General features: G+C 39.9%; 17 protein-coding genes and 2 pseudogenes. 7 read left to right on the forward strand and 12 right to left on the reverse strand.

What is annotated here, in order from left to right; all coding sequences use genetic code 11:
* Positions 1-110 precede the first annotated feature (110 nt).
* Positions 111-746 (reverse strand): NAD(P)-binding oxidoreductase, encoded by a 636-nt coding sequence (locus P20652_RS06980; RefSeq protein WP_008169779.1) that lies wholly within the window; start codon positions 744-746, stop codon positions 111-113.
* Positions 747-925: 179 nt separating this feature from the next.
* Positions 926-1,249, reverse strand: a complete 324-nt coding sequence (locus P20652_RS06975; RefSeq protein WP_008169783.1) for a hypothetical protein — start codon at positions 1,247-1,249, stop codon at positions 926-928.
* A 310-nt stretch (positions 1,250-1,559) separates the two neighbouring features.
* Between P20652_RS06975 and P20652_RS21020 the strand changes: the two genes are divergently transcribed.
* Positions 1,560-2,432 carry a hypothetical protein gene (locus P20652_RS21020; protein WP_008169785.1) on the forward strand — a complete coding sequence of 291 codons (873 nt, stop codon included), beginning with the start codon at positions 1,560-1,562 and terminating at the stop codon, positions 2,430-2,432.
* Entirely contained in the window at positions 2,429-3,043 is a 615-nt protein-coding gene (locus P20652_RS21025) for an OmpA family protein (RefSeq protein WP_008169787.1), read from the forward strand. The genes P20652_RS21020 and P20652_RS21025 overlap by 4 nt, the downstream gene beginning before the upstream one ends.
* Positions 3,044-3,100: 57 nt before the next feature.
* On the opposite strand, the pseudogene mnmC reads toward P20652_RS21025, so the two are convergent.
* Positions 3,101-5,109, reverse strand: a pseudogene (gene mnmC, locus P20652_RS18435) (bifunctional tRNA (5-methylaminomethyl-2-thiouridine)(34)-methyltransferase MnmD/FAD-dependent 5-carboxymethylaminomethyl-2-thiouridine(34) oxidoreductase MnmC).
* Between the two features lie 178 nt (positions 5,110-5,287).
* Here mnmC and fabB point away from each other — a divergent pair.
* Positions 5,288-6,499: a beta-ketoacyl-ACP synthase I gene (gene fabB / locus P20652_RS06970; protein WP_008169792.1), complete on the forward strand. Its 1,212-nt coding sequence runs from the start codon at positions 5,288-5,290 to the stop codon at positions 6,497-6,499.
* Between the two features lie 102 nt (positions 6,500-6,601).
* On the opposite strand, the gene P20652_RS06965 is transcribed toward fabB, so the two are convergent.
* Complete coding sequence (locus tag P20652_RS06965; protein WP_008169794.1) at positions 6,602-6,967, reverse strand: hypothetical protein; 366 nt, start codon at positions 6,965-6,967, stop codon at positions 6,602-6,604.
* A 51-nt stretch (positions 6,968-7,018) separates the two neighbouring features.
* Between P20652_RS06965 and P20652_RS06960 the strand changes: the two genes are divergently transcribed.
* Positions 7,019-7,561: a GNAT family N-acetyltransferase gene (locus tag P20652_RS06960; RefSeq protein ID WP_008169796.1), complete on the forward strand. Its 543-nt coding sequence runs from the start codon at positions 7,019-7,021 to the stop codon at positions 7,559-7,561.
* Between the two features lie 58 nt (positions 7,562-7,619).
* Positions 7,620-9,326, forward strand: coding sequence for a gamma-glutamyltransferase (ggt, locus tag P20652_RS06955; RefSeq protein ID WP_008169799.1), 1,707 nt, complete (start codon positions 7,620-7,622; stop codon positions 9,324-9,326).
* 62 nt (positions 9,327-9,388) lie between these two features.
* Here the strand turns inward: ggt and P20652_RS06950 are convergent, their stop codons facing one another.
* The 8 genes from P20652_RS06950 to P20652_RS06920 all read right to left on the reverse strand — a co-directional run bounded on the left by P20652_RS06950 (position 9,389) and on the right by P20652_RS06920 (position 17,672).
* Positions 9,389-10,141, reverse strand: a complete 753-nt coding sequence (locus P20652_RS06950; protein ID WP_008169801.1) for a DUF3379 family protein — start codon at positions 10,139-10,141, stop codon at positions 9,389-9,391.
* Positions 10,141-10,698: a sigma-70 family RNA polymerase sigma factor gene (locus P20652_RS06945; RefSeq protein ID WP_033017585.1), complete on the reverse strand. Its 558-nt coding sequence runs from the start codon at positions 10,696-10,698 to the stop codon at positions 10,141-10,143. Before P20652_RS06945 ends, P20652_RS06950 begins: the two co-directional genes overlap by 1 nt.
* A 61-nt stretch (positions 10,699-10,759) precedes the next feature.
* The gene (locus P20652_RS06940; protein WP_008169805.1) at positions 10,760-12,418 is read right to left on the reverse strand and encodes a BatD family protein; all 1,659 of its coding nucleotides are present in this window, start codon (positions 12,416-12,418) and stop codon (positions 10,760-10,762) included.
* Positions 12,412-14,352: a VWA domain-containing protein gene (locus P20652_RS06935; RefSeq protein WP_008169807.1), complete on the reverse strand. Its 1,941-nt coding sequence runs from the start codon at positions 14,350-14,352 to the stop codon at positions 12,412-12,414. The genes P20652_RS06940 and P20652_RS06935 overlap by 7 nt, the downstream gene beginning before the upstream one ends.
* Positions 14,352-15,338: a VWA domain-containing protein gene (locus tag P20652_RS18440; RefSeq protein WP_033017586.1), complete on the reverse strand. Its 987-nt coding sequence runs from the start codon at positions 15,336-15,338 to the stop codon at positions 14,352-14,354. The genes P20652_RS06935 and P20652_RS18440 overlap by 1 nt, the downstream gene beginning before the upstream one ends.
* The gene (locus P20652_RS06930; RefSeq protein ID WP_008169813.1) at positions 15,331-15,765 is read right to left on the reverse strand and encodes a DUF4381 domain-containing protein; all 435 of its coding nucleotides are present in this window, start codon (positions 15,763-15,765) and stop codon (positions 15,331-15,333) included. Before P20652_RS06930 ends, P20652_RS18440 begins: the two co-directional genes overlap by 8 nt.
* A 2-nt stretch (positions 15,766-15,767) precedes the next feature.
* Complete coding sequence (locus P20652_RS06925) at positions 15,768-16,712, reverse strand: DUF58 domain-containing protein (RefSeq protein WP_008169815.1); 945 nt, start codon at positions 16,710-16,712, stop codon at positions 15,768-15,770.
* 3 nt (positions 16,713-16,715) lie between these two features.
* Complete coding sequence (locus tag P20652_RS06920; RefSeq protein ID WP_008169817.1) at positions 16,716-17,672, reverse strand: MoxR family ATPase; 957 nt, start codon at positions 17,670-17,672, stop codon at positions 16,716-16,718.
* Positions 17,673-17,978: 306 nt separating this feature from the next.
* Here P20652_RS06920 and fadI point away from each other — a divergent pair, with 306 nt between their 5' ends.
* Both fadI and fadJ read left to right on the forward strand, forming a co-directional pair.
* The gene (fadI, locus tag P20652_RS06915) at positions 17,979-19,289 is read left to right on the forward strand and encodes an acetyl-CoA C-acyltransferase FadI (RefSeq protein ID WP_004335629.1); all 1,311 of its coding nucleotides are present in this window, start codon (positions 17,979-17,981) and stop codon (positions 19,287-19,289) included.
* A pseudogene (gene fadJ / locus P20652_RS18445) lies at positions 19,289-21,498 on the forward strand (fatty acid oxidation complex subunit alpha FadJ). The gene fadI and the pseudogene fadJ overlap by 1 nt, the downstream one beginning before the upstream one ends.
* Positions 21,499-21,540: the final 42 nt, after the last annotated feature.

The raw sequence follows: 21,540 nt of genomic DNA on the forward strand, positions 1-21,540 counted from the left end.
CCAAAAAGTTACTGATATAGAGCGACTACACTGTATTTTTTTGGCTTATCGATGAATTGCATACTCTCTATAATAATTGTTTATACGTTTAATTAAATTGGGATTAAAGCTTATTTTACAGCGGCCTTAATTGGCTTGTCGCCATCAAATAACTCAAAAATACGGTTACTAATAAATGAGTTGGTCGCGATATGTAATAATGCATTGGCTACGTTTTCGCGGCTAATTTTAGCCTCAGAACGATCACTTGGTCGTTGCGTTGTTACTTGCATTGAAGCGCTATCGTCAGTCAGTGTACCAGGGCGAACAATGGTATAATTTAAACCACTATTTATTAGGTGCTCGTCAGCCATGTGCTTAGCAACTAAGTAAGGCTTCAAATCACCTTGTGTCGACTCTGGATCGTCTGCGCCAATTGAACTGACCATAATAAAGTGATTAATGCCGTGTTCTTTAGCGTAGGTTGCTGCTTTTGTTGCAGCCCATAAATCAATTAGAACGGTTTTGTCATCGCCGGTGCTGCCACCAGAACCCGCTGCAAAAATAACTTGGTCACAGCCTTTAACTGCACTGCTAAAATCACCTTCAAGATCTTGCTCAACAATAGTTAAAAAAGAGCTATTTAAATCGCTTAGCTTATTTTTATCTCTCACTAATGCCACAACGTTTTGCTCATTTTTTAATAGTAGCTCAGTTGCCATTTTGCCGATTTTACCGCTTGCGCCAATAATTAGGGTCTTACTCATAATGAACTCCTTCCAATAATAGTAAAAATTGTCTTGTACAAATAGACCTTGGGGTAGGAGATTATTTTTAAAGGGTAAAAAAGAGTTTAAATGAGCTAATTTTAAAAAATACTTTAATTAAAGTGCAATGCTTAACTGAGTATTAAAATTGGCTGCTTTTGGCATGTTTTTTAGAACTTTTATTCAATTATTATACTCACTTCGGTCATATAATTACTGCGATACAGACTAATACGGACTTTACGTTCTTGGTAATTATAAAACAAAGTGCGGTATGTACTATTGCCATTTGTTTTTAAAGGTTCACCTAATTTTTGCTGGTAAAAGCGAGTGATATCAGAAATTGAATCTGTTAAATAACCAGTGCGAACCATTGGGTATTCGCTTGCTACATCCATCGTTGTAACAAATTCTTCAGGTAGTGGTATTTCAGTGACGTTTTGGCTAAGTACGTTAAACGATAGAGTGCATAGCAACATTATTAAAAATGCTAAAATTTTCATTAGAGTCCTTTGAGTAATAAATTCCTTTTATTAATGCCTACTTTACTGAAATAAAAATTTATGTCATTTAATTTTTATTTTGTATTTCATCGCGTAAAGGGAGGTATCCAATGAGAATGCTTAGCTTGCATACTTGCTTAATAGACGTTGTCGTTATTTGTTGCTTTCGGCTAAGTGACTAATTAAAAAACTTTTATCCCTCTATTCTCCTGAATACCTAGAAGGCTAATAAAGTTATACAAATAAGGAACATTGAATTAAGTTTACTCATTAGGCATAGTGCTAATCTAATACTTTAAAAGGAATTTCTATGAAAAATAATATTATCAAAGTACTTTTAATTTGTACTACCTACCTGTGCTGCGCGTTTAACCTGCAAGCAAAGCCATTATTAACGGCTTACCCCGATGCGAAATTAGAAGAGAAAGTTACTTTAGCGGGTGAAGAAACACAGTTTGTATCAGCCTTTAACCCTGCGCTAAAAAAATCTCAGCAATTTGAATATAAGACATTTGTTGGAGATGTAAGTCATTTTTCTTATCAAATAAAGAATGTTGCTTCTTTAAAGGTAATGGAAAACTACAAAAACGCTTTAAGTGACGCTGGATTTAAAGTTTTGTATACATGTTCTTCAAACGATTGTTATGAAAAGCGAGAGGATAAATTGCTGGCTGAAGAGTCGAGCTATTTCAACGTTTCTAGTTATTACGGGCAACCACATTATATTTATGCAATAAAAGGAGATCTTCCTGAAGTTGCCATTTCGTTATTTGTTGGACAATATAAAAATACTACACAAGCGCTTTTGACGACAGTTAATATTAAAGAAATTGAAACTGGGCTAATAAAAGCTGATTTTGAAGCATTCAAGAAAAAAGTTAGTAATAAAATAAAAAAATCTACACATGAAGATCTTAAAGGTTCTGCAGATCATCTTTTATTAAGTCGTTACCCTGGTAGCTATATCGAGGATTATCAAAATGTTGATTATGAGGAGTTTAGTATCCCAATTGGCAAGTCTGATAAAAAAACGAAAGCTTTTCCTGTGCTTGATGTTACTGGGGATTTAACGCGAATTACTTATATTGCGAATAAAGTATCGACGTTAAAAATTTATCATAACTATGTGAGTGCTTTAACTAAAGAAGGTTTTGAAACCGTTATTTTCTTGTCAAAAAAATGAATGCGGTAACAAAAAGAAAAGAGATTCAAGCATTAGGCGATAAGCTGGTAATTAAATCTGTTAATAATTACTTTCACGAACCTAGATATCAAGTTATGAAAAACACTCTTAATGAGCAAACTACCTACGTTGTCCTTTTTATAGGTAACTATAATGGCGATTCTCGTATTCAGCTTGTTGTTGCTCGTACAGAGCCCTTAGTGACAGGCTTAATAGAAACGAATAGTGATAAAGTTCTTGAGCAGTTAGAGCAAAAAGGAAAGGCGTCTATTTACGGTGTTTTATTTGATTATGATAAAGCCACTATTAAAGCTGAATCTAAAGAGGCGTTAGATGTTATTGCTCAAGTGATGGAAAAAAATAAAAAGTTGAGTTTATATGTTGTTGGACATACTGATGATAAAGGTTCGCCTGATTATAATTTAAACCTTTCAAAGCGCCGTGCTGATGCAGTTGTTAGCGCATTAATTGCTGATTATGGGATAGCAAAAGCAAGATTATTAGCTCAAGGCGCGGGTCCTTACTCACCCGTTGCAACTAATAAAAATGATTTAGGTCGTGAACTAAATCGCCGTGTTGAATTAGTTGAAAGGTTGTCTAGTTCAAAATAATTTATGTTTTTAATTTATATGCACATTAGATCTATTGTTTTAATGTGCATACCTCATTTAAATTTTATTACGAATTAAATCTCGTACTATAAACCGAGCAGGGTGAATAGCTTGGCTTACACGTTCGCTTAATGGGCGAGGCTCGTTATTTAAACAACTTACGAGATGTTCTGCACTTAGCGGTGCGCTACATAAAGCGCGGGCGCCAAAGCCGGTAAAAATATGTAGGCCTTGTTGTGGCTTATTAAGTTGCTCGTATTGGTAGCGTTTACCTAAACGTAGGTTAGCAAAAGCCATTATATAATCACTTTGCTCGCACCATTGCCCTGCCATTGGTAGGTGATCTATAAATGTGCAGCGAACAGCCGCTTTTGCCGAGGTTATATTGCCAAGGGTGGAGGCAAATTCACTTTGCTGATAAAAGCTAAGTAGTTGCTCTTGGTTTAACTGATTGTCGAGCGCTGTAACTTGGCGGCTTTTAGTGTTTTTTTCAAACGTGGCACCCATACAGTGATGATCTAAATAAGCCGGCGTAAAATATCCTTTATGGCATAGCACTGTTTTAAGTTTGCGTGATTGCTCACTTGCCTCAATATGTGAAACCTGACCGCGCACGCCTACTATAGGTAGCGCTTTTGTTTGCTCAAATGCATCACTGTGCTCGCCTGCACAAATAATTACATCACTAAAAGGGCCAAGCTGCTCATCATTCGTTAATAAAAACCAACCGCTGTCAGTTTTTTTAAGCTGTTTTATATCGCAGTTAAATACGCTTTTAAATGGGTTTACACTATTTGCAGCGCTTAGCATAGCGTTTACTAATTGCGGTGGGTTAACCCAGCCGCCTTGTTCAAAAAATACGCCTGAATAACCTGTTGTTACGCCGGCTATTTCGTCGCCTTGCTCTGCGGTTACGTTACGCATTAGCTGGGTTGGCCACAGTTGCTTTTGTGCTAAGTTTTCGTGCTTATCAGCTAGAGGTTTTTCACTGCGTGTTGTAATACGCCACACCAATCGTAATCAAAGCTAAAGCCGTTATTGAGTAACTGGTTATACAAACGTTTTGCATATAAAAAGCTATGTGCAAACAATTCACTGTGCGGTGAGTTTTTAGCCTGTAGGTGAGGGTAAATAGCGCCTTGCACATTGTGCGATGCCCCCATAGCTGGCTTTTCATCTTGGCAGAATAATTGGCTTGCTATGCCTCGTTTAGCCAAACTATATAAAATGCAGCTACTGGCTATACCGCCGCCAATGACCGCTACATTTTTTAAAGCGCTGCTATCTTGGTGAAAATATGCAGGGGCTGATTGAGCATCATTTACGCACTCTAGTTGGCCAACAAGCATATCTCTTTTTTGGCCAAAGCCTTTGGCTTTTTTAGTATTAAAGCCTGCATCAATTAATCCACGGCGAACAAAACCTGCTGAAGTAAATGTCGATAAGGTTGCACTTACCCTTGATATATCAGCCATAGAGTTAAATAAGCTTTGCTGCCACATTTCGGGATTTTTACTTGGCGCAAAACCATCTAAATACCAAGCGTCAACAATTCCTGTTTGCGGATAGCTCATTGCGTGTATTGATTCAAGCGCATCACCAAAGTATAAATCGAGAACAACAAGTCCATTGTCAAATTCGAGTCTGTGGCATCCTTCTAAATTAATTGGATATTGTTTAGTTAATTTGTCACTAAAGGCGCTTAATAAAGGCCATGCCTGTAATGCTCTTTTTAAATCATCTATGCTTAATGGATATTTTTCAAATGAAATAAAGTGTAAGCGTTTAACACCTTTATCTAATTGATTTTGAACTTGTTGACGTGCAAAGTGGTCAGTAAAGCGTTGCCATGTATTTAAAAAGTTTAAACCAGTACCAAAGCCGGTTTCGGCAATTACAAAATGGGGCTGGTCATGATTTTGTAATCGTGCATCTATATTATTTTGCTCATAATACACATAATGCGATTCAGCTAAACCATCGTCATTAGAAAAATAAATATCACCGAAGTCATTAGCGAAAGGTGTACCTAAATTATTAAAGTGTATATTTGCATTTTTGATCATGATTTTTTAAGTTTATAGATATATTTTTAATTATTTTACGGGTTTTCTTTGTAATAGTCTGGCGTTATTTATAAGCTAGCAGTTCAGAGTACAAGTGTACGCTAGAAAGCTGACCACTTAGGTGATTAAATTCGCGTAAAATAGAATGCAATTAAGTATTAAGCTAAGGGAATTACCCATGAGAAGAGCTGTAATTACAGGTATCGGTGTTGTATCAAGTATTGGTAACAACAAAGACGAAGTATTAGAATCGTTAAAAACGGGCAAAAGCGGCATCGCTTTTAACCAAGAATTTGCCGATTATAAGTTACGTAGTAACGTATCGGGTAAAATTGATATTGACGTTAAAGCACACGTTGACCGCAAAGCAATGCGCTTTATGGGAGATGCTGCTGCTTACTCTTATATTTCAATGACGCAAGCAATTGAAGACTCAGGTTTGTCTGACGACCAAGTATCAAATGAGCGCACGGGTATTATTGTTGGCTCTGGCGGTGGTTCGTCTAAATGGCAAGTAGAAGCTGCTGATATTTTACGTGAAAAAGGCGTAAAACGTGTAGGGCCTTATATGGTGCCACGCACTATGGCGAGTACTACATCTGCTTGTTTAGCAACACCCTTTAAAATTAAAGGTGTTAACTATTCAATTAGCTCTGCATGTGCAACATCTGCGCATTGTATTGGTAATGCAGTAGAGCAAATCCAACTTGGAAAACAAGATGTTGTATTTGCTGGTGGTGGTGAAGAACTACACTGGACATTGGCAATGGAATTTGACGCTATGGGCGCACTTTCTACTAAGTACAATGAAACACCAGAAAAAGCATCGCGTACATACGATGCAAATCGCGATGGTTTTGTTATTTCTGGCGGTGGCGGTATTGTTGTAGTTGAAGAGCTTGAACATGCACTTGCACGTGGCGCGCATATTTACGCGGAAATTGTTGGCTACGGTGCAACATCTGATGGCTACGACATGGTTGCTCCATCTGGCGAAGGTGCAGCACGTTGTATGCGCCAAGCTATGCAAGATGTAGAAAGCATTGATTACTTAAACACGCATGGTACATCTACACCAGTAGGCGACGTTAAAGAGCTAGGTGCGATTCAAGAAGTGTTTGGTGGTAAGTCACCAATGATCAGCGCAACTAAAGCAATGACGGGCCATGCCCTAGGTGCTGCAGGTGTTCACGAAGCTATATTCTCATTATTGATGCTAGAGCACAGCTTTGTAGCGCCTTCAATTAATATTGATGAGCTAGATGAGCAAGCGGCAGGTTTAGATATTATTACTGAGCGTCGTGACGTTGAGTTAAATACTGTAATGTCTAATAGTTTTGGCTTTGGTGGCACAAACGCGACTTTAGTTATGAGTAAGTACAAAGGTTAATTTGAGCTTATAAGCCCTAAATATGTAAACACATATCAGGGCTAAACTGCTTAAAACAAAAAGGAAAGCCGAGGCTTTCCTTTTTTATTGTTGAAGGTTAAATCAACCTTCGTTGTGTTCTTTACGCGCTTGCTCAATTTCATCAGCAATTTCTTGCGCTTTTTGCTTAGTTTTTTCAGTTAACTCGCCAGCAGCTTCTTTGCTTTTAATCCATGCATCAACCGCAATCTCTTTGCCGTCGTCGTACATGTCTAAGCCCATTGTTTTACTTTGCTCTAATAGCTCGTTTAAAGACTCATCATTTTTAAGATCGTTAGTTGTCTCTTTAACGTCGTTCCATGCATCACCAAGCTTTTCTTGCATTTGTGCGCTTTTATCTTTTGCATCTTCTTTTACTTCGTTGGCATCTTCACAACCAGTTAATGTAATTAAAGTGCCTAATAAAGCTAAACCTGCTAATTTATTCATGTGCTATCTCCTTTAGAGACTGATAATTAATTCTAGGCAGACTATACAACAATGAAAATGAACGCCCCCGTAACAAAACGATTAAATTTTAAATTAATGAGTGAGCACGATTGGCCTCAATTATTTGAACTCGACCAAGACCCAGCTGTAATGCAGTATTTAACGCGAGGTGTACCTACCTCTTTAGAGCAAATAAAAAATGAGGGAGTGCCTCGTATGCTCGCTTATCGAAATGAACTAAAAGGCTGGGGGCTATGGGGTATCACTATAAAGCAAACCAATACATTTATTGGCTGGGTATTAATAAGACCTATGGATTTCTTTAGTGATGCACCAAATTACAGCGATATTGAAATAGGCTGGCGCTTTAAACAAGCGAGTTGGGGGTATGGTTATGCAACAGAGGCGGCTTTAGCATTATGTGACGAACTCATTAGGCAAGATGATGTTATGGCGATAAGCGCAACTGCACTAAAAGATAATACGGCCTCTATAACAATAATGAAAAAGTTAGGCCTGCAATTTATAAAAAATTATACACATACAGATGAGCAAGGCGACTTACCTGCGGTGCTTTATTCAAAAAGTGTATAAAGATGATTAAATGTCAACAGTATAAAGATTGACCTGTCCTTAAATGACGTGCATTAATATGGGTAACAAAAATAATAAATTAAGGATGTTGTATGGGATTGTTTTTTCACCACGTAAATTAATCGTCAAAAGTGTACTGGTTTTACAGTTCGCTGCTTTTAGTGTTTTGGCCCAGCCTTTATCGCAAAGCGCGGTAGCAATGCCTGACTCGTTCAGTGCTGATGCTGCTAAAAGTATATTAGAGCAAGGCGGTAATGCTGTTGATGCGGCTATTACGGCACAATTTGTACTTGCAGTGACGCTTCCTGAAGCTGGCAATATTGGCGGCGGGGGATTTATGCTTATTCAAAAAGATGGCAAAGGCGATTTTATAGATTATCGCGAAACAGCGCCAATAGCGGCTCATCGTGATATGTATTTAGATGAGCAAGGTAATGTTATCCCAAACAAATCAATATATGGCATTCACGCAAGCGGTGTACCGGGCAGTGTAGCGGGTATGTGGCTTGCCCATCAAAAGCATGGCACTTTAAAGTGGGAATCACTAGTACAGCCTGCTGTAACGTTGGCCGAGCAAGGGTTTGTTGTTCCGCCTAAGTTAGCAAAAGGTGTTAGCCATTACATAGCCTATCTAAAAGAGCAAAAAATAAATGTAAACTTTGAAAAATATTTTGCTGATGTAAAAGCCAATAAAGTCTTTAAGCAACCCGAGTTAGCGGCAACGCTAAAGCGTATTCGTGATAACGGCCAAGATGGATTTTATAAAGGCGAAACTGCAAATATTATTGCTAAATTTATGCACCAGCATGGTGGTATTATTAATCAAGATGATTTAAAAAATTATACCGCTAAATCACGTACACCCATTAAAGCAAGTTGGAATGGTTATGAAGTACTTACTTCGCCACCGCCGAGTTCAGGTGGTATTGCTATTTTACAGTGGTTAAAAATGTATGAGTTACAAAAACCAGATGCAGGCTTAGCGCATAACTCGACTCAGTATGTACACTTACTTTCTGAAATAGGTAAACGTGTATTTGCAGATAGAGCAGAGTATTTAGGCGATCCTGATTTTTTTGATGTACCAGTAAACGCGTTAACTAATATTAACTACCTCAAAGAGCGCAGTAATGGCATTTCGTTAACCGCTATCTCGACTACCGAAAATATTAAACCGGGCCTTAAAGAAAGTGAGCAAACTACGCACTTTTCAATTGTTGATAAAATGGGTAACGCTGTCGCAAATACCACCACAATAAACTTAGGGTTTGGTAGCGGTGTAGTTGTTGAAGGTGCAGGGTTTATTTTAAATGATGAAATGGACGACTTTAGTGCCAAACCAGGCGTTATGAATGTGTTTGGTGCAATAGGCGGTAAAGCTAATGAAATACAGCCACACAAGCGTATGTTGAGTTCTATGACGCCTACAATACTACTTAAAGACAACAGCGTTAAAATGGTGACAGGTTCGCCTGGAGGTACAACCATTATTAGCTCTGTGTACGAATCTATCTTAAATGCGGTAGAGTTTGATATGAGTGCAGAGCAGGTTGTAAATAGCCCTCGTTTTCATCATCAACTGTGGCCTAAAAATATAATTAGAACGCACATTGGTTTAACCGATAGCGTAAAGGCAGAACTCACCAAAATGGGTTACACCATAGATGAGAATCACTTTGGCGATTTACACGTTATTATTAATAAAGAGGGTCGATTAGATGCCGCCTCTGAAGCTACAGGACGTGGAAAATCAATCGTTTTTTAAATTTGATGAAGAAAAAATTGATAATAAATAAGCCGCCTAGTAAGTACTAAGCGGTATATATGCTATAACCAGCGAATAGCGCCAGTAACGCGTTCGTTATAAGTATTTAGAGGTGCTCCAACACTTGCCACTAAAATAGTATCTGCTTGCGAGCCTCGGTTAATATGACCTTCAAAGCGCTCATCTTTGAAATTATCATCACCAAAACCAAATGATTTATTTTCAGAAGGCACTATAAATACCGTCATAGGACCAAAGTCAGACTCAAATATTAAATGCAGCCCTTTTTCGCCTTTAAAATCACAAAACATAGCATACGTTACATCACCAGGAAGCTCATCAATGTGACCCCCTAAAACGGCTAATTTATCGTTAACGCTTTGAAGGCTAATAGGCTCTTTTTTATCAAGCGCATTAATTTCGTAGTACACATGGGCAAGCGCATGCTCACCCGCTTCGTGTGCAATATTTTGCTCTGTACTAAAAAAGAAAGCACTAATAGCCACTACAAAAGACGCTGCTAACGCAAGATGTACACGATCAAACTTAAAACGCGATCGAGCATCAACCACGTTGTTGCCTGTTGATTGTTCTTCTTGGAGTGCTTTTTCTTTTAACGATGTGTTTAAAATAATACGCTCTGCAAGATTTTCAGGCACAGGTATATCTAAAGAGTCTTGTAAAAACTTATCAAAATCTTTCATATCGTTAATAAAACTTTGTCGCTCAGGGCTACTATTAGCAAACTCCATGAGCTCCTTGTCAATGTCGTTTGGCTGCGCAATAGTGCGGCGACGAAACTCAAGTTCATCCATTATTTTGATGCCCCTTTAAGTTGTTCATCATCACGGCTTAAAGCCTCTTTAAGTTGATTTCGGGCACGGTATAAACGAGTCATTACCGTGTTTTTATTTAAATTTAGTATGCCTGCAATTTCTTCACCAGAGCAGCCCATTACAACTTGTAGTAATAATGGTTCTCGGTATTCATCAGATAGCAGGGCAATCTGGCGTTGAACTACCGTCTGCTCCATTTCATCGTCTAATGAATGGCTGGTTTCATCAACAAGCGTATCGTTTTCTACGTCGCTGTAATCAAACTGTTTACGTTCAAATCGGCGTGCGTTTTCTCTTCGTAATATAGTAAGCAGCCAGGGTTTAGCTGCCTTTTGATCAAGTAAAGAGTCGAGTGAGCGCCACGCGCGTAAAAACGTTTCTTGTACTAAATCATCTGCTATGTGCGGATCACGGCATAACCAATAAGCAAAGCGATAAAGCTCTTTATTGTAAACGTGGACCAAGGCTTCATAACGCTTTTGTTTCTCTGCCATATCGATTAAGACCTGATTGTTTGATTTTTTCTTTCCAAGCATAAGCACTTTTTTAATTAAAAATTATTATTTATTGCAAAAAAAGACCTGAGTATTGTAGTTATTAATCATAAAGGTCTTTTAATACAGCTTGTTGTGACTTTGATGCATGAGTTTGATAGTTCTCAATAATTTTAATAATAGCATTAAGATCCGTGTTTGCGCCTCTATTACTATAAAGTTTTGCCTGCAATTGGCTAATGAGGCCATTAAGCTCGCTGCTGTTTACGCGGATGCAAAGCTCATCAATAGCGCCAACATTTTTGTGAGTCGCCTTTACAGAAAAACTATTTAATGCGGTGTAAAAGGCTTTCACATCATGTGTTTTGGCTAATGCTTTAAGCTCATTTAAGCTTGGCTGAGAAGTACCACGGGTGTTTACCTGTGATTTTTCAGTCGTATTTTTAGTAGAACGGCTCATTAAGTAAAAAATTACAGTACCAATCCATAAAATATACCCTAAAGCGGCAACAACTATTAACCAAAGAGGAGTATCGTTTTTAGTTTCAATACGTTGTGTGCCTGTCGCTTGATTCGAAATATTTTCAATAGCAGGTAAATTGTTTGGGTTTGATTGTGGGTTTGCAACAGCGGTATTAGGTGCGGTACTACTTGGTGTTACCGTTATAGTGCGTTTTGGTATTGTAGCTACGCTAATACGGTTCATTTTGGTATTAAACCAAGGCAGCTTTATTTCAGGCAAAGTATAAGTACCTGGTTTTTGCGGCAGTAATGCATATGATGCCGTTTGCTGCGATACAACGCGTCCGTCTCGTACTGCATTGTTATTTTCTTTTTTATCAGGATAGCTGCGTATGCCATCAATAGTAGGCATAGAGATTTCAGGTAATTGCTCTTTTGTAACTCCAAGCGCGGTAAGTGTAATAGTACGTGTTATAGGCGTACCTACTTCTACGGTGTTATCGTTAGGTTGCCATTCTTCATCAAGGTTAACCAATTCGCTTGGTAACCATGCGCCTTTATAATCACTCGGGATTGGCTTTATTTCTACTTGCTGATCATCGCCAAGAGCAGATACCTCCAATTGGCGGTAATTTTGCTGTACTCGCCCTTGAAAAGCGGGGCCTGCAATCGTGTAGGCACCACTTTTTTGTGGCTGAATTAAATACTCACGAGTAATAACAAGGTAGCGTTTGCCATCAACAAGCTCATAACTCTCAGTTTGTTTACCTAATTGGGTTAGCTGAGCATCTTCCATACTTGGTGTGCTTAAGCTGCCATCAAGCAGTTCTTTGGAAAGGTAGAGCTTAACAGTGTAAACACCGGCTTCTTGCACAAATAATGAATTACTCGAGAGCGACGTTTTTAAAAATATTTCGTTATTTTTATCTGCATCAACTGAGCGTTTTGCCACTTTTAATTTAATAGGTTGTGAGGTTAACCCTGCAACGCTAAATGCCGGTATCGTGTAATCACCCTCTGTGCGGGTCATTAGTTTAACTGACCACGTAGTTTGTTTATTAATGCTGCCATTTATAATGTTGGTACGAGAGCTTAAGCTCGTCGGGCCTACAACAAAGTCTTTTAACAGCGATGAGGTGTCTGGTTGCTCGCCTTTAACTGTATCGTCTACCGATATACTAAGCATAAAAAATTCACCCGCTAATACAGGATTTTTATCTACGCTGGCTTCTAATTTGGTGGCAGCCCACGAAGGCATCGCACTTAATAGCAATAAACAGCAAAATAATCGCATTACCATGATTTTTCGACTCCTGTAGGGCGACGTTTGTATTGTCTTTTTTGGGCTTCTAATTGCATTTTATTCCGTAATAAAATAGCCGGATCGTCCGGGACTTTTCTAAGTAGTTGATTAAGCTGTTGTGCTTTTTCTTTTTCTTCATTAGTGAGCTCACTTGCTTGGGCTTGCATAGCTTGTTGCTGAGCATTTTGTTTTTGCTCATCAGTGGTCGGTTGCTCACTCATTGCTTGCGGCTTACTTTGTTGCTGCTCGTCTTGAGGCTGGTTAGCGTCTTTATTTTGCCCTTGCTCACTTTGTGGCTGGGCTTGCATATCAGGTTTATTTTGCTTATCTGATTGCTCGCCAGGCTCACCTTGTTGATCTTTTGATTGTTCAGACTCTTTATCTGATTCTTTATCAGATTTTTCATCGCTGGGGCTTTGACTTTCGCCTTCGCCTTTTTCAGAATCGCTTTTATCACCATTTTGTTGCTGATCCTGTTTTGACTCATCAGAATTTTGCCCTTGGTTTTGCTCATCTTTTTTCTGGCTATCATTTTGGTCTTGAGAGTCGTCGCCGTCGCTTTGCTGATCTTGCTGGTTTTGTTGCTTTTGTTGATTTAGTAATTGCTCAACTAAGGCTTGGTTATCAGCTGCTTGCGTAAAGTCATCTTGCAAGGTTTGGGCTTGTTTGTACGCCTCAATTGCGTCCTCAAGTTTACCAGCTTTGGCAAGGGCATTACCGTAGTTGTATAAACCGCTCGCCGACTTATCATTACTAAACTCATTAAGTGCAGCATCAAAATTACCTTGCTGGTAAAGCGCCGCGCCTTTTAACTCACTCGATTGCGCCTGTGTTGCTGCATCGTATTCTTTATTATTGTAAGCCTCTAATGCACGTTGATCTGCATTTTGCAAAAGAGTAGGGAGCTCTACGGCATACGCATTTTGCTGCGGTAAAAAACCAAAAGTTAAAAAAGCCCCCAGCAAGGCAGCGCGTCTAAATAAATACAAACCAAATGGCAGTAATAACAAGAGTCCGTAAATACCTGCATCTATTCGCCAAAGCGCATGGCTTTGTTTTTCGTCTTTCAATAATTCACTCTGTGCATTTGGGGCAAACGTATTTATGTCGTTGTTGCTAGGTTGGTAACTAGCAAATTTACCGCCGCTGCTTGATGCTAAATTTTTAAGCTGAGAGGCATTAATTGTAGGTACTACAATTTGGCCGTATCTGTCTTTCAAAAAGCCGCCTTCAGGTAACTTAATTGGTGCGCCTTGAGCGGTCCCTACACCATATATATTTAATCTATATTGGGTGTTACTGGTAAAGCTACTCACGTCGCTTTGTTCTTGTTGGTCAATACCGTCGGTCACTAAAATAATGTCACCATCAATATAACCTGCTTGCGTTAATAGCTCTTTGGCCATATCAAGACCCGCTAAAACGTTTGAGCCTTTGTCTGGCATTATTTCAGGGCTCAAGCTTGGAATTAAATTACTGAGTGTTGTGGCATCGTTTGTTAGTGGTGAAATTACATAGGCCGTGCCTGCGTAAGCTACAAGCGCGGTATCGCCTTCTTTAAATAGCTCAATCATATCAAGCGCTTTAAAGCGTGATTGCATTAAACGATTTGGTGAAATATCGGTGCTGTACATTGAGTACGACATATCCATAACAATTACACGGGCACTTTTACTTTGAAATACAGGAACTTGTTTTTTCTCAAAGCTAGGCCCTGCACTAAATAAAATGCCAAGGCTGCAAAACAAAGCAACTAGCCAAAGTGGCTGGCTGGCTTTAGTGTTTGCTTCGCTCATTATAAATTGTGCTAAATGCGGTGCAATTAGCTGCTCACTGGTGGTTTTTTTATGCTTAATTAAGGCAACAAAAAATAATGCCACAGCAGGTATAAGTAACCATAAAAGAGCGGGGCGAATAAATTCAAAATCCATTAGTTTGGCTCCTTTAATGCACGCAGTGTACTCAGTATTACTTTTAAGCTAATAAGTAAAATAGCGATAAGTAACGGGTAGTAAAATAATGAGCTTTGTGGGCGAAATGTTTGTTCGTCAGCGCTAATAGGTTCAAGTTTATCAAGCTCTGCGTAAATTTGTTGAAGGCCAGCTACATCTTTGGCTCTAAAGTATAATCCGCCGGTTTGCTCGGCAATCTTTTTAAGTAAGCTTTCATCTAAATTACTGCCACTAGAGCCGCCCACATTAAAGAGGCTAAAGCCGCGCGGATTATCTGAGCCAACACCAATGGTGTACACTTTAATCCCTTCTTCGCGAGCTAACAGTAGGGCATCTTCTGGGTTTAAATTACCAGCGGTGTTTTGTCCGTCGGTTAATAGCACCACAATTCGGTTACTTTCATCTTTATTGGCAAAGCGTTTTACCGAAAGACCCAATGCATCACCAATGGCTGTTGCGCGCCCCACTAAACCAATTTGGGCTTCGCTGAGCATTTTACTTACTGTTTTAACGTCGCGCGTGAGCGGGGTTTGTAAAAACGCGGTGTCGCCAAATAATATCAGCCCAAGCCTGTCGCCTTGACGCTGCTCTATAAAATCACTGAGTACAGCTTTTACCATGGTAAGGCGGTCAACATATTGGCCATTGTAAGCCATGTCTTGTTCGGTCATCGAGCCTGATAAATCGACCGCTAACATTATATCGCGTCCTTCATTTGGTAATGAGATTGGCTCATCTAACCATGTTGGATTGGCAGCGGCAGTAACAAGTAATAACCAAATTACCCACTCGAGGGGATTTAAACGTCGTGCGTGTGGCTCGATGCTTTGGCTGGTTAAGTTGTGCTTTGCAAAACTGGGTATGCGCAAACGCGTACTGGCATTACTTGCTGCGGGTTTTAATAGTAAAAGTAATAAAGGCAAGGGTAGTAATAAAAATAACCATGGCCAGCTAAATTCAAACATTTACTGACTCCTTTATTTTAAATTGCTTAATACCTTGGCGAAATTTTTCGCACAGTGTTGTATCTTTTTGGCTGGGGTTATACAAGCTTAGTATTTCTTGTTCGCTAAAGCTCAAACCGGTAAGCGTATTAAGTGTTGTGCACCATTTAGAGGTAGATTGCGCAGCAAGTCGCTTGTCGTAATATTCAATCACTAAACGTTTTAAAATAATATGCAGTTGCTGAGGGTTTTGCTCACTTTGACTCAATTGTATTGCGTAGCGTTTAGGCTTTTTAAATTTATGTTTTTTATAAAATATATAAATAGCTGCGCACAGTGCTAAAAACAGCAGTGCAATAATAACCCACCAAGCAGGGGCGAGTGGCCACCAATTAACTTGGCTTGGCGCTATTATATCGTGCAGGCCATCGAGTGGATTGGTTTGCATGGTTATTTTCTCACTAATTGCAGCTCAAGCGGTGTTGCTGCATTGAATGATATTAAATTAAGACCCGATTTAGTTAAGCGATTAAAGCGCGTACTAAATGCTTGCTCAGCATTTTTAGCAAAACGTTCTCTAAAGCTGTTATCCATTAATGGTAGGGCAAAGTCCTGACCATTTGCATTAATGGTGACTGCTTGCTTAAACGCAGGTAGCTGATGCTCAAATGGATCGCTTATGTGGCAACCAATCAACTCGCAGTGGCGGCTTAATATTTCAAGTTGCTTAAAGCTGGCATCATCCAGAGCATTAAAATCAGACACTAAATACACTAAGCTGCCTGGTTTTGCTAAATGGTTAAGGCGCTTTAGGTTATCGCTAAAGTTGTTAGTGGCTGTTTTATCAATATTGTTAAGCGCTTGCTGGTGGTTGTCGCATAAATTATGACAAAGCTTAAGCACGGCTTTTTCACGGGCACTGGGTTTTAGCTCTAAATGCGAGTGCTGATTAAACACTATACCGCCAATTCTATCGCCGCGCTGACACGCCGACCATGCAACAAGAGCGCTTATATGCGCAGCTTGCACCGACTTTAATAGTAACTTTGAGCCAAACAGCATTGAGTTAGAAAAATCAGTAAATACAAACACTGGGCGCTCTTTTTCTTCTTGAAAGAGCTTTGTGTGAGTCTCGCCGGTACGCGCAGTAACTCGCCAATCAATAGAGCGAATATCGTCACCTTGCTGATAATGTCGCACTTCGGCAAATTCCATTCCTCGGCCTTTGTGCGGTGCAAGGTATTGCCCTGTTAAGGTGTTTTTTATTTTTACCTTAGGGGCAAGCTCAAGCAATTGCGCTTTGGCTTTGTAATACATCAGCTCTTTGAGTGCTAAATTAACACCGTGGCTATGGCTCTGTTTGAGCCATGCTTGGGATTCTAATTGTTTTTGCATAACTTATGGTACGGCTACAAGTTCAACTATACGGCTTATTACTTGATCTTTAGTAATGCCATCGGCTTGGGCTTCGTAACTTAAAATAATGCGATGACGCAGTACGTTATGCACAACAGCTTGAATATCATCAGGTGCTACAAAGTCACGGCCTTGAAGCCATGCATGAGCACGAGCACATTTATCAAGTGCTATTGTTGCACGCGGACTTGCACCAAACTCAATCCAGCTACCTAGTTGCACGTCTAATTTAGCGCCTTCACGGGTGGCTATAATAAGTTGTACTAAATATTGCTCAAGTGGCTCTGCCAAATAAAGGCCTAATATTTCTTTACGAGCTGCAAATAAATCGCTTTGACTAATTTTTTGCATTACCGGTTGGTGCTCGTTAAGCGCTTCGCCGCGTGTTAAACGCAGTATATCAAGCTCATGCTCTGCGCCAGGGTAGCCAATACTTAAGTGCAGTAAAAAGCGATCCAGCTGGGCTTCTGGTAACGGGTAAGTCCCTTCTTGCTCTAGCGGGTTTTGTGTTGCCATAACTAAAAATAGTTCGCTAAGCGGATAAGTGTTTTTACCCACGGTCACTTGGCGCTCTGCCATGGCTTCTAATAGTGCTGATTGTACTTTGGCTGGTGCACGGTTAATTTCGTCAGCTAAAATTAGGTTGTGAAAAAGAGGGCCTTTTTCAAATACAAACTCGCTAGTTTGTTGGCGGTAAATATCGGTACCTGTTACATCAGCTGGTAATAAGTCTGGCGTAAACTGTACGCGCTGAAACGATCCTTCAATACCTTTAGCAAGTGCATTAACTGCACGTGTTTTTGCAAGCCCAGGAGGGCCTTCTACTAATAAGTGACCATCAGCTAAAATAGCAATAAGTAGCGCTTGTGTAAGCTCTGGCTGGCCAATGATTTGTGTATCTAAGTACGTTTTTAATTTTGAAAATGCGTTAGCTGCCATAATAAGTGGACTGTCCTCGTCAGCTGGGTTTGTACCTAATAGTGTTAGGTGATAAATACTGACCTATTTATAAGGTTTATAATTGGGTAACTCAAGAGTTAGACTGTATTTTTTAAAATAGTTCGTTATTTTTTAACGATTTTTAGCGTACCACAAAACTTTGTAAATGCGTCTAAAAAAGCCTATTGTGATAGTCGTAATTAAACACTGTTTATATAAATTTGTGTTTTTCTATTGGCTTTAGCACACGGGTTGTTTAGAATCGAGGAAAACAAACAGGTCAGACCTGTCAGCGGGAGAGCATAAATGTCTGAGCAAAACATACTAAAAACACCAAAGGGCGACCGTATTGCCATAGTTAGCGGCTTACGTACACCTTTTGCAAAGCAAGCAACAGCGTTTCACCATGTACCTGCACTTGATATGGGTAAATTGGTGGTTAACGAAATGCTTGAACGATTAAATTTCAATAAGTCAGAAATTGATCAACTTGTATTTGGTCAAGTAGTACAAATGCCAGAAGCGCCAAATATTGCACGTGAAATTGTATTAGGCACAGGTATGCCGGTATCGGTTGATGCATATTCTGTATCGCGCGCATGTGCTACCAGCTTTCAGGCTATTGCTAATGTAGCTGAGTCTATTATGGCAGGATCTGTAAGTGTAGGTATTGCAGGCGGCGCAGATTCGTCATCAGTACTGCCAATTGGTGTAAGTAAAAAGCTAGCAGGCAGCTTAGTTGATTTAAATAAAGCGCGTACGCTTGGTCAACGCTTAAAAATATTTTCAAAACTGCGCTTAAAAGACTTATTACCAGTGCCTCCTGCGGTTGCAGAGTACTCAACAGGCCTTTCAATGGGGCAAACTGCTGAGCAAATGGCTAAAACACATAATATTAGCCGTGAAGATCAAGATGCATTAGCGCATCGTTCTCACTCACTTGCAACGCAAGCATGGGCTGATGGTAAGTTAAAAGATGAAGTAATGACGGCGCATTTACCGCCATATAAAAGCTTTATTTCAGAAGATAACAACATTCGTAAAAACTCAACGGTTGAAGGCTACGCCAAGCTTAAACCTGTCTTTGACCGTCAGCACGGTACTGTTACTGCCGCAAATGCAACACCATTAACTGATGGTGCAGCGGCCGTACTTATGATGAGCGAAAGCAAAGCAAAAGCACTTGGCTACGAAATACTAGGTTACGTACGTAGCTTTGCATTTTCGGCAATTGGCGTAGAAAAAGACATGTTAATGGGCCCAGCTCATTCAACGCCTATTGCACTAGATAGAGCGGGTATTACGCTTGCTGATTTAGATTTAATTGAAATGCACGAAGCGTTTGCATCGCAAACACTTGCCAATATGAAAATGTTTGCCTCAGACAAATTTGCACAAGAGCATTTAGGTCGCAGCAAAGCAATTGGCGAAATTAACATGGATAAGTTTAACGTTAACGGCGGCTCTTTAGCATATGGTCACCCATTTGCAGCAACAGGTGCACGCTTAATTACGCAAAGCTTACACGAGCTTAAACGTCGTGGTGGCGGTTTGGCATTAACAACAGCGTGTGCTGCTGGTGGTTTAGGTGCAGCCTTTGTATTGGAGAGCGCGTAATGACTGATTCAGTATTTAATTTAGCGGTAGATGAAAATAAAATTGCCGTAGTAACGATTGATGTGCCAGGGGAGAAAATGAATACCCTGCGCAGTAGTTTTGCCGATGACTTAAAAGCATTATTAGAAGACGCTAAGTCGCAAAATGTAAAAGGCATGGTATTTATAAGCGGAAAAAGCGATAGCTTTATTGCTGGCGCCGATGTAAAAATGCTTGATAGCGTTAAAAAGCGTGAAGATGCTTTAGCGATTAGCGAGCTATGTCATCAAGCGTTTTTTGATATGACAAAACTGCCATACACAACAGTAAGTGCCATTCATGGCGCGGCATTAGGTGGTGGTTTAGAGTTTGCTTTAGCGTGTGATTACCGTGTTGGTACCGACAGTGATTTAACAAAAATTGGCTTACCAGAAGTACAACTTGGTTTACTACCTGGTGGCGGCGGTACCCAGCGCTTAACTAAAATTGTTGGTATTCAAAAAGCACTAGAGTGGATGCTAACAGGCAAACAAATTCGTCCTACGCAAGCTAAAAAAGCAGGCGTGCTTGATGATTGCGTACCGCACAGTGTGCTGCTAAAAGTTGCAAAAGAATTTGCGACTAAGAAAAAGCCACAAGCAAAAGAGCCAAAGCTCGACAATATTAGTAAATTATTAGAGTCAAACCCGTTTGGTCGTAACTTTATCTTTAAAAAAGCCAAAGAAAACGTACTTAAAAAACGGGCGGGCACTACCCAGCACCACTCGCTATTATTAAAGCTGTGCGAGCTAGTGTAGAGCTTGATGAGCTAAAAGCGTATAAAACAGAAGCTGAAAGCTTTGCAACACTTGTAATGAGTGATGAATCTAAAGCGCTTCGCGGTATTTTCTTTGCAACCACTGAAATGAAAAAAGAGTGGCGCAATGATGATGCACCCGCAATCAGCAAAACAGCTGTTTTAGGTGGTGGATTAATGGGCGCAGGCATTGCGCACGTAAGTGCTGTTAAAGCTAAAGTACCGGTACGTATTAAAGATGTAGCAGAGCAGGGCATTAGTAATGCAATGAGCTACACATACAAAATTTTAGATAAGCGCCTTAAGCGCCGTATTATGTCTAAAGCCGATGTGCAGTTAACAATGAACCGCATTACAGGTACAACTGACTACAGTGGCTTTAAACACATTGATTTAGTAATCGAAGCGGTGTTTGAAGATCTTGCACTTAAGCAAGGTATGGTTGCCGACGTAGAGCAGCAATGCCAAGCAAATACAATTTTTGCTAGTAACACGTCATCATTACCAATATCGCAAATTGCAGCGCAGGCAGCACGTCCTGAAAATGTAATTGGCTTGCATTACTTTTCACCAGTGGAAAAAATGCCATTAGTGGAAATTATTCCACACGAAGGTACGTCTGAAGAGACCATTGCCCGCGTTGTTAACTTTGCACGTAAGCAAGGTAAAACGCCAATTGTTGTAAAGGACATGGCCGGTTTTTACGTAAACCGTATTTTAGCGCCTTACTTAAACGAAGCTGCTAACTTAATGTTAGCAGGTGAGCCAATTGAAAAAATTGATGCAGCGCTTGTTGAGTTTGGCTTTCCGGTAGGGCCGCTGGCTCTACTTGATGAAGTAGGTATTGATATTGGCTCTAAAATTGCCCCAATTCTTGAAAAAGAATTAGGTGAGCGTTTTAAAGGCCCTGATGCATTTATGCGTATGATTGATTCAAAACGCCTTGGCCGTAAATCGGGTCGTGGTTTTTATGAGTACGACAAAAAAGGCAAAAAGGTTGATGAGTCAGTTTACGAACTATTGGGTGTTACCCCGGCTCCACGTTTAAACAAGAGCGAAATTGCTAAGCGTTGTGTATCGCAAATGCTTAACGAAGCAGTACGCTGTTTAGATGATGGCATTATTGCCAGCCCACGTGATGGCGACATTGGTGCAATATTTGGTATTGGTTTCCCACCATTTTTAGGTGGCCCGTTTAGCTATATGGATAAATTAGGCGCAAGTAAAATAAGCTCTGATATGTCTACATTGGCTAACAGCGATGCTATTTTTACGCCATGTGAAACATTAGTAACAATGGCAGGCTCTGGTGCTACTTTTTATAACGCAACACATGTTGAGGCTGTCGCTCCTGAGATTAAATGTGAACAATCACAAAATGTTGATGATGACGAGGCTTTAGAAGAAGCTGAGACTAAAACGCAAGATAACTAAGCGTTTTAAAGAAATTAAAAAGCCTGCATTTGCAGGCTTTTT

It is taken from the genome of Pseudoalteromonas sp. BSi20652, assembly GCF_000239855.1.
GTDB lineage: Bacteria > Pseudomonadota > Gammaproteobacteria > Enterobacterales > Alteromonadaceae > Pseudoalteromonas.